At 69.0% G+C, this 12,168-nt stretch carries 12 protein-coding genes; 10 read left to right on the forward strand and 2 right to left on the reverse strand.

What is annotated here, in order from left to right; translation table 11 throughout:
* Positions 1-126: 126 nt before the first annotated feature.
* From KXS11_RS09205 to KXS11_RS09230, 6 genes are all read left to right on the forward strand, one after another.
* The gene (locus KXS11_RS09205; protein WP_437385263.1) at positions 127-1,839 is read left to right on the forward strand and encodes a GAF domain-containing sensor histidine kinase; all 1,713 of its coding nucleotides are present in this window, start codon (positions 127-129) and stop codon (positions 1,837-1,839) included.
* Complete coding sequence (locus tag KXS11_RS09210; RefSeq protein ID WP_437385264.1) at positions 1,829-2,494, forward strand: response regulator; 666 nt, start codon at positions 1,829-1,831, stop codon at positions 2,492-2,494. Before KXS11_RS09205 ends, KXS11_RS09210 begins: the two co-directional genes overlap by 11 nt.
* A gap of 218 nt (positions 2,495-2,712) precedes the next feature.
* On the forward strand, positions 2,713-3,738 hold the full coding sequence (locus KXS11_RS09215; RefSeq protein WP_437385265.1) for a universal stress protein: 1,026 nt from the start codon (positions 2,713-2,715) through the stop codon (positions 3,736-3,738).
* A gap of 66 nt (positions 3,739-3,804) precedes the next feature.
* On the forward strand, positions 3,805-4,227 hold the full coding sequence (locus KXS11_RS09220; RefSeq protein ID WP_437385266.1) for a pyridoxamine 5'-phosphate oxidase family protein: 423 nt from the start codon (positions 3,805-3,807) through the stop codon (positions 4,225-4,227).
* 112 nt (positions 4,228-4,339) lie between these two features.
* Complete coding sequence (locus KXS11_RS09225) at positions 4,340-5,395, forward strand: pyridoxamine 5'-phosphate oxidase family protein (RefSeq protein WP_437385267.1); 1,056 nt, start codon at positions 4,340-4,342, stop codon at positions 5,393-5,395.
* A complete protein-coding gene (locus KXS11_RS09230; protein ID WP_437385268.1) occupies positions 5,392-7,881 on the forward strand; it encodes a phosphoketolase family protein in 2,490 nt (829 codons plus the stop codon). Before KXS11_RS09225 ends, KXS11_RS09230 begins: the two co-directional genes overlap by 4 nt.
* A gap of 27 nt (positions 7,882-7,908) precedes the next feature.
* Here KXS11_RS09230 and KXS11_RS09235 read toward each other — a convergent pair whose 3' ends face one another.
* Complete coding sequence (locus KXS11_RS09235; protein WP_437385269.1) at positions 7,909-8,157, reverse strand: hypothetical protein; 249 nt, start codon at positions 8,155-8,157, stop codon at positions 7,909-7,911.
* A 38-nt stretch (positions 8,158-8,195) separates the two neighbouring features.
* Between KXS11_RS09235 and KXS11_RS09240 the strand changes: the two genes are divergently transcribed.
* Positions 8,196-8,693: a MarR family winged helix-turn-helix transcriptional regulator gene (locus tag KXS11_RS09240; RefSeq protein ID WP_437385270.1), complete on the forward strand. Its 498-nt coding sequence runs from the start codon at positions 8,196-8,198 to the stop codon at positions 8,691-8,693.
* 10 nt (positions 8,694-8,703) lie between these two features.
* Here KXS11_RS09240 and KXS11_RS09245 read toward each other — a convergent pair whose 3' ends face one another.
* A complete protein-coding gene (locus tag KXS11_RS09245) occupies positions 8,704-10,080 on the reverse strand; it encodes an MFS transporter (RefSeq protein ID WP_437385271.1) in 1,377 nt (458 codons plus the stop codon).
* 69 nt (positions 10,081-10,149) lie between these two features.
* Between KXS11_RS09245 and KXS11_RS09250 the strand changes: the two genes are divergently transcribed.
* The 3 genes from KXS11_RS09250 (at position 10,150) to KXS11_RS09260 (ending at position 12,150) form a co-directional block, all read left to right on the forward strand.
* A complete protein-coding gene (locus tag KXS11_RS09250) occupies positions 10,150-11,430 on the forward strand; it encodes a hypothetical protein (protein WP_437385272.1) in 1,281 nt (426 codons plus the stop codon).
* A gap of 202 nt (positions 11,431-11,632) precedes the next feature.
* Positions 11,633-11,758, forward strand: a complete 126-nt coding sequence (locus KXS11_RS09255) for a hypothetical protein (protein ID WP_437385273.1) — start codon at positions 11,633-11,635, stop codon at positions 11,756-11,758.
* Between the two features lie 173 nt (positions 11,759-11,931).
* Positions 11,932-12,150, forward strand: a complete 219-nt coding sequence (locus tag KXS11_RS09260) for a hypothetical protein (RefSeq protein WP_437385274.1) — start codon at positions 11,932-11,934, stop codon at positions 12,148-12,150.
* The last annotated feature ends 18 nt before the right edge of the window (positions 12,151-12,168 follow it).

Genomic DNA, 12,168 nt, shown 5'->3' on the forward strand with positions numbered 1-12,168 from the left:
GTGAGGTGACTCAGCATGGACACGTCGGCGGACCGGCGTCGGTCCTCGCGCCGGCGGCGATGGCAGCTCACGTGCAGCAGGTCTATGCTCGGCAGCGAGCAGGGCCGAAGCGCACCGGAGGTGTCGATGGATGCCGACGATCCACTGAACTACTCCGATCCGGCGCGCGCCGAGCTCGACCGCACCCTCGAGGCGCTCGTCGCCCAGGCGTCGCACGTCCTCAAGACCCAGAGTCGATTGCGTGCCCTCATCAAGGCCAACCGGGCCATCACCGAGGGTCTCGAGCTGAGCAGTGTCCTGCGCAGCATCGTGGACGCTGCGGTCGAGCTGGTGGATGCCGAGTACGGCGCGATGGGGGTGATCGCGCCGCACGGAGGGCTCGAGCAGTTCATCCACGTCGGGATGTCCACCGACGCGGCTTCGGTCATCGGCCACCTTCCCGAGGGGCATGGTCTTCTCGGCGCCGTGATCGACGATCATCGGACGATCCGTCTGGACCATCTGGCCGACGACCCACGTTCGGTCGGCTTCCCGGCGCACCACCCCGCGATGACCTCGTTCCTCGGCGTGCCCGTTCGCGTGCGGGACGACGTGTTCGGCAACCTCTACCTGACGAACAAGCGCGACGGTTCCTTCTCCGTCGAGGACGAACACCTCGTGAAGTCGCTCGCGTCCACCGCGGGTATCGCGATCGAGAACGCCCGCCTGTTCGAGGAGAGTCGCCGTCGGCAGGCGTGGACCGCTGCGTCCATGGAGTTCACCCGCGCCGTCCTGACCGGTTCGACGGACTCGGAAGCGCTCCTCTGCCGGACGGGCCTCACCCTCGCCGAAGCGGACATCGCAGCGGTCGTCTCGGCGGAGCTCGAAGTGTCCGTCGCGCGCGACGCCGGGGACGATGTCATCATCGACGAGTTGCCGCCCCATGCCCGGTCGACTGCGGCCGCGGCGCTCGACACCGGCGACGCTCGGAGCACCCGCGCGCCCGAGCAGCCCGATGCGCCGACGGGTCCGCCCGCGGTCCTCGCCGGCCCGTTGCTGGCGGTCCGCGTGCCGCTGGACCCTCCCAAGGTCCTGGTGCTCGGACGTTCGCCAGGCCGTCCGCCGTTCACGCCGTTCGACGCACGGATGGCCACGGCGTTCTGCGCACAGGTCGCCGTCGCGGTCGAACTGGCGGCTGCACGGGCAGACCAGCAGCGCATGCTCATGTTGGAGGATCGAGGTCGCATCGCCCGTGATCTGCACGACCACGTCATCCAACGCTTGTTCGCGACCGGGCTCGGCCTCCAGACCCTCGCCTCGGGGACGTCGGGTGACACCAGCCGCGCCCTGACCGACGCCGTCGAGTCGCTCGACGCCAGCATTGCTCAAATCCGCACGGTCGTCTTCGCGTTGACCGGCAACCCGTCGAGCCAACCCGGGCTCAGGATCCGACTGGTCTCGCTGGCCGACGAACACAGTGCCGCCCTCGGCCATTTCCCCACTGTCACCTTCGCCGGCGCCATCGACCATGCCACGACACCACGACAAGCGGATGAGTTCCTCGCGGTCTGCAGGGAGGCGTTGAGCAACGCAGCACGCCATTCCCACGCGACGGCGACGAGCGTCCATCTTTCCCTGAGGGACGACCGGCTGCAGCTGACCGTCACGGACAACGGCGACGGGTTCGACCCCGGCCGGACCGTCCGACGCAGCGGCATCGCGAACCTCCGGGAACGCGCACAACGCCTCGGCGGCGACTGCACGATCGGTTCGTCGTCTGCCGGCACCACCGTGGACTGGTGGATCCCGATCTCGGCTGACACCGCAGAACTCTCGATCGGAGTGTCGAATGACCGATGACACGATCAGGGTGTTCCTCGTCGACGACCACGAGATCGTGCGCCGCGGCGTCGCGGAACTGCTCGGCAACCACCGCGACCTCGACGTCGTCGGTGAGGCGTCGACCGTGCGGGACGCGATCGCCAGAGTCGCTGCGACGAGGCCACGGATCGCGCTGCTCGACGTCCGCCTGCCCGACGGGAGCGGGGTCGACCTCTGTCGGGAGCTCCTGTCCGCCGACCCTGATCTCAGCTGCATCATGCTGACGGCCTACGACGATGAAGCCGCCATCACCGCCGCTGTGCTCGCCGGAGCGTCGGGGTACGTGCTCAAGGACATCGGCGGCAGCGCCCTCGTCGACGCGGTGCGCGCCGTGGCGGGCGGTCGCCGGCTGCTGAGCACGACGCTCGCCAAACGGGTGTCGACCTCGCTCGCCCAGGAGCACCGGGACGATCCACGACGAGAGACCCTGGGCCTGCGAGAGACACAGATCCTCGCGCTGATCGCCGACGGGCTGACCAACCGACAGATCGGGGAGCACCTCGGCATCGCGGAGAAGACCGTCAAGAACTACGTCTCCTCACTCCTCAGCAAACTGGGGATGCAACGTCGTACCCAGGCCGCGGCCTACGAGGCCGAGGCCCGCTCGCGCCCTCGTGGCAGTGGACGCCCGTGATGCCGTCATGTGCGGTCGGTGGCACTGTGGGCGGCGTGCGGGTGCGGCGCCCGATGCACACCCGATGAGACGTCCGCCGCCGCATCGCTGAACACGAGGTGGTTCCGCGACGCCGTGGACACCCCTGACACCGAACACCGCCCGCCGAACTGCGGACGTCGGGACGAGCGGGACGTTCGACCCTGGAGGCGGTCTCGCGGGTGGAGGACACTGCCGCTATGAGCAACGGTGCACATTCCCCAGTCCAAGCGACGGCGACCCCGACCGCCGCGGCGATCACGCCGACCACGATGCCGATCGTCGTCGGCGTGGACGGTTCCGCGGAGTCCTTGGCGGCGTTCCGCACTGCAGCACGCCTCGCCGAGCTCTTCCATGCCCCACTCCAAGCGGTGCTCGTCTGGCAGTTCCCCAACGTCGGATACGCGGGCTATCCGCCGGTGGCGGATTGGTCCCCCGACACGGATGCGCGGGAACTGCTCGACGCCATGACGACCGAGGTCTTCGGTTCAGCCGCGCCTGCCTGGTACTCGTCGGCGCTCAGGATGGGCGCGCCCGCGCAGGTCCTCGCGGAGACGGGGACGCACGCGCAGCTGCTCGTGACGGGCGGCCGCAGCCACAGCGGGCTCGCCGGGGTCCTACTGGGGTCCGTCAGCGAGGCGACGACACGGCATGCCCCGTGTCCCGTCCTGGTGCTCCGAGGCGACGGTCACGAGCTCCTGACGCCGTCGGCGGACGACGACCGACGCCCGGTCATCGTCGGCGTCGACGGATCCCCGGCTTCCCTCGACTCCCTCAGACTCGCAGCGGACTTCGCGCAACGTCTGCACGCGCCACTCCACGTGATCGTCGCCTGGCATGCGCCCCTCTCCTTCAGCGGCTACCCGCTCGCGCTGGCATGGTCGCCGGAGGTCGACGCGCGCACGACCCTGGCGGCCTGCCTGACCGACGTCTTCGGCCCCGACGTCCCGTCGAACGTCTCCTCCGTGGTGCGAGAGGGACGAGCGGCGTCGGTGCTCACCGCTGCCGCTCGAGACGCACGCCTCCTGGTGATGGGTGCCCGCGGACGCGGGGGCTTCTCGGGACTGCTGCTCGGCTCCGCGACCGAGGCCTGCGTCCGGCATTCCCCGGCACCCGTGCTCGTCGTCCCGGATCGCGAGGCTCGCGCCGAACGCCTCGCCCAGGCCGACCACCTCCCGCCCACCGACCACGACGACCCACGTCCGAGCAACCGACCGAGAGAGTGAGGAACGCGTCATGCGAGTAGCGCAGGAGACGAGGATCGGGGCACCAGGTCGAACGGTGGTCATCCCATGAACGACGCGACGCCCGTGTCCGTGCTCGACGAACACGACAGCTGGGCACGACTGGCATCGACGTCCATCGGCCGACTGGCCGTGAGCGTCGCCGGACGACCGGACATCTTCCCGATCAACTACACCGTCGACGGACGTTCGATCGTCATCCGCACCAATCCCGGCGACAAGCTCGTCGAACTCACCATCAACGAGCACGTCGCGATCGAGGTCGATCACTACGACGACGCCGAGGCATGGAGCGTCGTCGTGAAGGGCACGGCCGCGCAGCTCGAACACGGCGCCGAGATCGACGTCGCCGAGCGGCTGGCGCTCACGACGCTCGTGCCGATCACGACGGCCGTCTTCGTGCGCATCACGCCGACGTCCGTCCACGGACGTCGCTTCGACCTCACCCGTGAGCGGCCCGAAGCGGAGTGAATCCCGGAAGGCGCTCACGACGCCGACGGGACCAAGGTCTCACCGCCGAGCGGACACGACGTGGAGTCTGGGAACACTGCGCCGGATGTGCGCTCCGAAGAAAGGACCCGAGATGGCCGGACCTCGAGACACCGCACGCCCGCAGACCGACACGATCGATGGAGCGGAAGTGACCAACCCCTACTGGCAGGACACCACCCTCATCCGTCCCGTCGACGCCGAGCCGTCCGCGATCGAACTCCTCTCCGAGGAGACCTGTTGGGCGCTCACCGAAGCGTGCGACATCGGTCGCATCGCGGTCGTCAACGACGACGGGAGCCCGGAGGTCCTGCCCGTGAACTTCCTCGTCCACGACCGGCACATCTACATCCGGTCTGCACCCGGCTCGAAACTGATGAACATCACCAGCCGCCCGCTCGTGACCTTCGAGGTCGACGGGCACGACGACGAGAACTGGTGGAGCGTCATCCTGCACGGCGGCGCCCGTCGGCTCGCGATCGACGCCGAGATCGACGAGTCCGGGGTGCTCGGCCTCGACTCGTGGAATCCGACGGAGAAGAGCAACTTCGTCCGCGTCACCCCGTCGCGCCTCTCCGGGCGCCGGTTCCCGAAGCGCTCACCACGCCCGCAGGACGAACCTCCGGCGCTCGAACCGAACTCAGCCGCCCCCGCGCAGATCGTGCGCGGTGCCACCGACCGGTTCAGGACGACGATCGCGTGGGGGCTCGTCGTCGTGACGGTCTTCAACGTCCTGTCGGCAGTCGTCGGCGGTGTGGCCATGCTCCTGACGAACGGGCTGGGCATGCCGACCTCCTTCCTGGCGGGCGGCCCCTTCACCGGCTTCCTCGTGCCTGCCCTGATCCTCGTGCTGGTCGTCGGGGGCACCCAGACGGCCGCCGCCGTCCTGCTCCTCGCCCGACGGGAGGCAGCACTCGTGTGGACGGCCGTGGCCGGCTTCGGCCTGGTGATCTGGATCGTCGTGGAAACGGCGATGATCCGCGGGTTCTCCTGGCTGCAGCTCGTCTACTTCACCACCGGCGTGCTGCAGGTCATCCTCGTCGTCGCGCTGCTCGGGGCCGTCGCGTGGCTTCCACGTCGGCCGCTGTCCGACGCCTTCCGTCCGAACGACCCGCGCCTCGGGGCGTCGACTGTACGGATGACGTCATGACCGTCACGACAGATCGGCTCGCGGTTCCAGGTCCGTGGCGTCGGACCGGCCCGGTCGGCCTGGACGCGCATTCGCTCGCATCGATCGACGCCTGGTGGCGGGCGGCCAACTACCTGTCCATCGGGCAGATCTACCTCCTCGACAACCCGCTCCTCCGAGAACCCCTCCGGCCCGAGCACATCAAGTCGAGGCTGCTCGGGCACTGGGGCACGACGCCCGGGCTGAACTTCGTCTACGCCCACCTCAACCGGGCCATCCGTCAGCGCGCTCTGAACGCCATCTTCATCGCCGGCCCTGGTCATGGTGGACCCGGTGTCGTCGCCAGCACCTACCTGGACGGCACGTACACCGAGGTGTACAGCCACATCGACCAGTCCACGGACGGCCTGCGGAACCTGTTCCGACAGTTCTCCTTCCCCGGAGGCATCCCGAGTCACGTCGCACCGGAGACCCCCGGCTCCATCCACGAGGGCGGTGAACTCGGGTATTCCCTCTCGCATGCCTACGGTGCCGTCTTCGACAACCCGGACCGCCTCGTCGCCGCCGTCGTCGGTGACGGCGAGGCCGAGACGGGCCCGCTCGCGACGAGCTGGCACTCGAACAAGTTCATCGATCCGCTGCACGACGGCGTCGTCCTCCCGATCCTGCACCTCAACGGCTACAAGATCGCCAACCCGACCGTGCTCGCCCGCATCCCGGAAGCGGAACTCGAACAGTTGATGCGCGGCTACGGCCACACGCCACACCTCGTGTCCGGTGGGTTCGACGGTGAGGATCCGCTGCTCGTCCACCGCCGGTTCGCCGTCGTCCTCGACGAGGTGCTCGACGAGATCGCGCAGATCAAGGCCGACGCGGCATCGGACGCCGCCGCAGGCGCTCCGGTCCGGAGACCCGCCTGGCCGATGATCATCCTCCGCACACCCAAAGGGTGGACGTGTCCACCCTTCATCGACGGCAAGGCGGCTGAGGACAACTGGCGATCACACCAGGTCCCGTTGGCGAACGCCCGTGACACCCCGGAGCACCTCGCCGTCCTCGAGACGTGGATGCGGTCGTACCGGCCGGAGGAACTCTTCGACGAGCACGGCGCCCCCGTCGAGCTGGTCAGAGCCCTGGCCCCGCTCGGTGACCGGCGGATGAGCGCGAATCCGGTTGCCAACGGTGGACTCCTGCGCAGAGAACTCCGGCTCCCCGACTTCCGGGAGTACGCCGTGGAGGTCGACCGACCGGGTGGGACGACCAGCTCGGCCACCGGCGTGCTCGGCACCTGGCTGCGCGACGTCATCGTGGAGAACCCGGACACCTTCCGCATCTTCGGTCCGGACGAGACGGCGTCCAACCGGCTGCAGGCCGTCTTCGAAGCGACCGACAAGCAGTGGGACGCGCTGTCCGAACCGGCCGACCTCGACAATCATCTGGCCCGCTCGGGGCGCGTCGTCGAGATGCTCAGCGAGCACCAGTGCGAGGGCTGGCTGGAGGGCTACCTGCTCACCGGCCGTCACGGGCTGATCAACTCCTACGAGGCCTTCATCCACATCGTCGACTCCATGTTCAATCAGCACGCCAAGTGGCTGAAGACCTCCAGGGCGATCCCCTGGCGACGCCCGGTCTCCTCCCTGAACTACCTCCTCAGCTCCCACGTGTGGCGCCAGGACCACAACGGCGCCTCCCATCAGGATCCCGGCTTCATCGACCACGTCGTCAACAAGAAGGCCGACGTCGTGCGCGTCTATCTGCCCTTCGACGCGAACACGCTCCTCTCCACCTACGACCACTGCCTGCGGTCGGTCGACTATGTGAACGTCGTGGTCGCCGGCAAGCAGCCCCAACCCGACTGGTTGACGATGGATGAGGCGGTCGCGCACTGCACGCGGGGCCTCGGGATCCTCGAGTGGGCCGGGACGGAACGGGCGGGCGAGGAGCCCGATGTCGTGCTGGCTTGCGCTGGCGACGTGCCGACACTCGAGGTGTTGGCCGCCGCGCAGCTCCTGCATCAGACACTGCCGTGGTTGCGGGTGCGTGTCGTGAACGTCGTCGACCTCATGCGTCTCCAGAGCGAGGGTGAACACCCCCACGGGCTCAGCGATGCCGCGTACGACGCGGTCTTCACAGCCGATCGGCCCGTCATCTTCGCCTATCACGGCTATCCGTGGCTCATCCATCGCCTCACCTACCGCAGGCACGGGCACGGCAACCTCCACGTCCGCGGCTTCATCGAGGAGGGGACGACGACGACCCCGTTCGACATGGTGATGATGAACGGTCTCGACCGGTACCAGCTCGTCATCGACGTGATCGACCGCGTGCCGGGGCTCGCGGCTCGGGAGGCGGGGCTCCGGCAGGAGATGCAGGACAACCGGCTCCGCGCCCGGGCCTACACGCGTGAGCACGGCGAGGACATCCCGGTCGTCGCGGACTGGACGTGGGACGCCGATCGACCGGTTCTCCACACGGACTCGATCGAGCGCGCAGCGGGCCTGGAGTAGCAGGCGCTGAGGCGATCGACCTGCGGCTCAGGCCGCGGGGGCGGTCGTCTCGGGGCAGTGCAGCTGCGTGCGCGGGCCGCTCGTGCGATCGATGATGTGCTCGGACATCGGGAGCCCGCAGATGGGGCACCCCGACTGCGCGGCCGGAGGCAACGGCTCCTCGTCGTACGGCCCGAGGGGCGGCGGGCCGAGCACCTTCCACATCCGACCGTTGACCCAGCCGTACAGGCCGCCGGCCTCGCGGACCGACTCGCGGAACGATCGCTTCTCACTCATATTGATGAGTGTACTAATCATTTGACTACGATGGAACCATGACCGCCGCCGACGCTCCCCTCGCGAACACCGCAGCAGCCCCGTCCGACGACCTCCTGAAGCTCGAGAACCAGGTCTGCTTCGCCCTCGCCGTGGCGTCCCGCAGCGTGATCTCGCTGTACCGCCCCATCCTCGAGCCACTCGGCCTCACCCACCCGCAGTACCTCGTGATGCTCGCGCTCTGGCAGGCCAGCCCGCGCTCCGTGAAGGACCTCGGCGCCGCACTGCAGCTCGAGCCGGCGACCCTGTCGCCCCTCCTCAAGCGCTTGGAGGCGGCCGGGCTCATCCGTCGGGATCGCAGCCGACTCGACGAACGTGTCCTCGACGTCACCCTCACCGCCGCCGGCCGCGAGCTCCGCGCACAGGCAGAGGAGATCCCGCCACGCGTCATGAGCGAACTGCGGATGGGGGTCGACGAACTGACCCGGATGCGCGAGATGCTGCACGCCGTCATCGGTGCGGCGGTCACCGCCCCTGCAGTGACCGAGCCCCGCTGACGGAGGCCGCTCAGACCGACGGGCTCGCCTCCGCCGACGCTGTGCGCTCGGGGTTGCGGATACCGATGAATGACACGACGCCGCCGATGAACATGAAGACGGCCGTCGCGAGGACGACGCGGGAGAAGCCTCCGACCCCGAGGCTGCCGCCCGCGATGATGCCGACGAGCGCGACCGTCACGAGGCCGGCCACGCGTGAGACGGCGTTGTTCACAGCCGAGCCGATGCCCGCATGCGACGGATCGATGGAACCGAGGATGCCGGCCGTCAACGGTGCGACGGTGACCGCGAGCCCGAGGCCCACGAGGAGGATGCCCGGGAACAGCTGCAACCAGTAGTCGAGGTCCTGCTGGGCGGTCATCATGAGCAGGAATCCGACGCCAGCGACGATGGGGCCGACGGTCATGAACAACCGCGGCCCATGGACACCCGCGAGCTTGCCGAACCAGGAGGCCAACGCGAGCATGACGAGCGTCGGAGGCAGCGTCGCGATCCCCGCGAGCGTCGCGCTGAAGCCCGCCGTCTGCTGGATGAACACGGCGATCGAGAAGAATCCGAGCGACAGTGCGCCGTAGATGAAGACCGTCGCGATGTTGCCGTACGCGAAGTTCCGAACCCGGAACAGCGACAGGGGCAGCATCGGATCCGGGTGGCGACGCTCCCACCAGAGGAAGACGATGAACGAGACCACACCGCCGATGAGTGGAACCAGCAGCACCGGGCTGTCCCATGAGTACCGGCCCTGCTCGATGAGCGCGAAGACAGGGCCGCCGAGTCCGATGGCGCCGAGGATCGCCCCGACGACGTCGATCCGAGGACGGTGTTCAGGCTCCGGCACCCGATCGGCGCGCGCCATCAGCACCAGCGTGACGACGATGGGGATGATGTTGATCGCGAAGATGAGCCGCCACGAGACGGTGTCGACCAGCACACCACCGAGCAGCGGGCCGGTGATGCCAGCCGCCCCCGTCCACGCGGTCCACGTGCCGATCGCCTTGCCCTGCGCGACACCACCGAAGGTGGAGATGATGATGGCGAGCGAACTCGGGACGAGCAGCGCCGCGGCACCACCCTGCAACAGCCTCGCGACGATGAGGAACTCAGCACTCGGCGCCACCGCGCACAGGATGGATGTCACCCCGAACCAGACCAGTCCGATCCGGAGGATGCGCATGCGACCGAAGGCGTCGGACAGGGACCCGGCGAGCAGGATGAGCGAGCCGAGGGTGATCAGGTAGGCGTCGACCACCCACTGCTGCACGACGAGCCCGCCACCGAGTTCGCGGGTCATCGCCGGGAGGGCCACGTTCACGACCGAGCCGTCGAGGAACGCCACGAAGGAGGAGAGGATCGCGATCGTGAGCACGAGGCGTTGCTGGCGGGTCATGGGGTCAGCGTAGACCCGAGGGGCGACGCTCCCAGCCGATCCTTGAGCTGGATTCGTAGACTGAGCAGCATGGATGACCTCTGGTGGCTGCCGTCGCTGATCGTGTTCGCCGGAGCCGGCATCGTCGTCTGGCTGCTCGTCTCACTCCTCCGACGACGCAACCCGAAAACCCCTGTCGCATCAATCGACGACCTCCACCGCCGAGCGGGCATCGCCCTCGTCCGGACCGACGACGCCGTGCGGGAGGCCGAGGACGAGGTCGGGTTCGCCGAGGCGGAGTTCGGGCGCGCGGAGGCCCGCGGATACGCGGCCGATGTGGCGGCGGCGCGTGCGGCACTCGGTGAGGCGTTCCGGCTGCGGCAGGCGCTCGAAGACGAGATCCCCGACACCGAACTGCAGCGCCGCGAGTGGAACGAGCGCATCACGCGCATCTGCGAGGACGTCGATCGCACCCTCGCCGCCCGACTCAAGGGATTCGCCGAGCGGCGCGTCGAGGAGCGGTCGGCGCCCGACCAGCTCGAGGAACTGCGTGCACGCATCGAGGGCGCCCGTGAGCGGCTCACGACCACGGGACTGAGCATCGCGTCCGCCGCCGAACGGTACGCGGCGGCAGCCCTGGCGGATGCGAGTGCCCTCCGGCGAGCAGCGCAGGAGGCCGTCGACCGCGCCGTCGCCGATGCCGAGCAGGCCACGCAGCGCATCGCCTCGGGTCAGGCCACGACGTCGACACTCAAGACCCTCGCGCGCGACGTGCAGCAGGCGGAGCAACGGCTCGAGGCCGTCGAACGCTCACTCGCCGGCATCAGCGCAGCCGAGACCGAGCTCGCCGTGGCGACTCGGGAGCTGCAGTCGGTCATCACCGAGGCCGATGCCCTGCGGAGCCGGGTGGAGCGGCCGGAGTCGGCGGACGTCATCACCTCCGCCGTCGAGCACGCCCGGCGCTCACTCCTGCACCTCGCGGCACCGAGGATCGACGGCGACGCCTCCGCACTGCCCGACCCGGTACGCCGCCTGGAGCTGCTCCGGGCCGCCGAGGTCGAGCTCGACGCCGCCCTCGCCACGGCCAGGAGCGCGCAGCAGCGCATCGAGAACGCCCGCGAGGCCATGCGCGGCGCGATCTTCACAGCCGACAGCCACATCCAGTCGGCCGTCGACTACATCTCGGCCAACCGGAACCGCGTCGGCGCAGACGCCCGCACGCGCCTGGCAGAAGCGATCCGCCAGTTCTCACTCGCAGAGGCTGCGGCCGGCGACGATCCGGTCGAGGCGCTCGACATCGCGCGCCGGGCGTCGCGCATCGCCCAGGACGCCGACGCCCTCGCGCGGTACGACGCCGGCAGCGGGTACTGACCAGCGCGGACAGCCGCGTCCCCGACCGCTCGCTTCGCGAACCTCGACGCCACCACCGGACATTCCGGCGGTGGCGTCGTCCGCTCTGCCGTCACACGATGGCGATTTCGCATTCCCAGCTTCTTTTCAGCACAACTCTTCGTCTCATATTCTAGAATATCAATGTCGCGATCGCCCGATCGTGCAGTGAGGAGAAGAGATCATGATCGTCCGCATCAACCAGGCACTCCGCCGCCCCGCCCGAACCCTCGGCCGTCGTGGCATGATCGTCGCCGGCTGGCTCGCTGCCGCCACCCCCGTCCTGATGCCGGCACTGCTCGACATCTGACCGCCCGCTCGAGTCCACCTCCGCTCGTCCCCGAAGACGACGGTCACGCACGACGCGAACCCGGATCCGGACCGCACCCGACGCGGCCCGGCGCCACAACGATCCGCCACCCGAACCGGATCAACCCGACACCCGACACCCGACACCCGACACCCGACACCCGGAGGATCATCATGCAGGCCACGCTCCACGCCCCGTCCCACGACACCGTCTCGCCGATCTTCACCACGCTGGCACGTCGTTTCGAGAGCGCCGGCTCGGCCTCGACAGCGGAGCGCACCCCGAGCACGGGAGGCAGCGACACCGTGGCTTCGGTGAGCGCTCAGGAGAGCCCCCGCTCCCCGATCTTCGAGCAGCTCGCGGGCCGTGCGTCCGTTCGCGTGTTCCGCTGACCGCGACAGTCCCGCCCC

This window comes from Plantibacter flavus, from assembly GCF_051487245.1.
Lineage (GTDB): Bacteria > Actinomycetota > Actinomycetes > Actinomycetales > Microbacteriaceae > Plantibacter > Plantibacter flavus_B.

Coding starts and splice junctions, on each gene's coding strand:
- KXS11_RS09205 (WP_437385263.1), top strand. CDS start 127: ATGGATGCCGACGATCCACTGAACTACTCCGATCCGGCGCGCGCCGAG.
- KXS11_RS09210 (WP_437385264.1), top strand. CDS start 1,829: ATGACCGATGACACGATCAGGGTGTTCCTCGTCGACGACCACGAGATC.
- KXS11_RS09215 (WP_437385265.1), top strand. CDS start 2,713: ATGAGCAACGGTGCACATTCCCCAGTCCAAGCGACGGCGACCCCGACC.
- KXS11_RS09220 (WP_437385266.1), top strand. CDS start 3,805: ATGAACGACGCGACGCCCGTGTCCGTGCTCGACGAACACGACAGCTGG.
- KXS11_RS09225 (WP_437385267.1), top strand. CDS start 4,340: ATGGCCGGACCTCGAGACACCGCACGCCCGCAGACCGACACGATCGAT.
- KXS11_RS09230 (WP_437385268.1), top strand. CDS start 5,392: ATGACCGTCACGACAGATCGGCTCGCGGTTCCAGGTCCGTGGCGTCGG.
- KXS11_RS09235 (WP_437385269.1), bottom strand. CDS start 8,157: ATGAGTGAGAAGCGATCGTTCCGCGAGTCGGTCCGCGAGGCCGGCGGC.
- KXS11_RS09240 (WP_437385270.1), top strand. CDS start 8,196: ATGACCGCCGCCGACGCTCCCCTCGCGAACACCGCAGCAGCCCCGTCC.
- KXS11_RS09245 (WP_437385271.1), bottom strand. CDS start 10,080: ATGACCCGCCAGCAACGCCTCGTGCTCACGATCGCGATCCTCTCCTCC.
- KXS11_RS09250 (WP_437385272.1), top strand. CDS start 10,150: ATGGATGACCTCTGGTGGCTGCCGTCGCTGATCGTGTTCGCCGGAGCC.
- KXS11_RS09255 (WP_437385273.1), top strand. CDS start 11,633: ATGATCGTCCGCATCAACCAGGCACTCCGCCGCCCCGCCCGAACCCTC.
- KXS11_RS09260 (WP_437385274.1), top strand. CDS start 11,932: ATGCAGGCCACGCTCCACGCCCCGTCCCACGACACCGTCTCGCCGATC.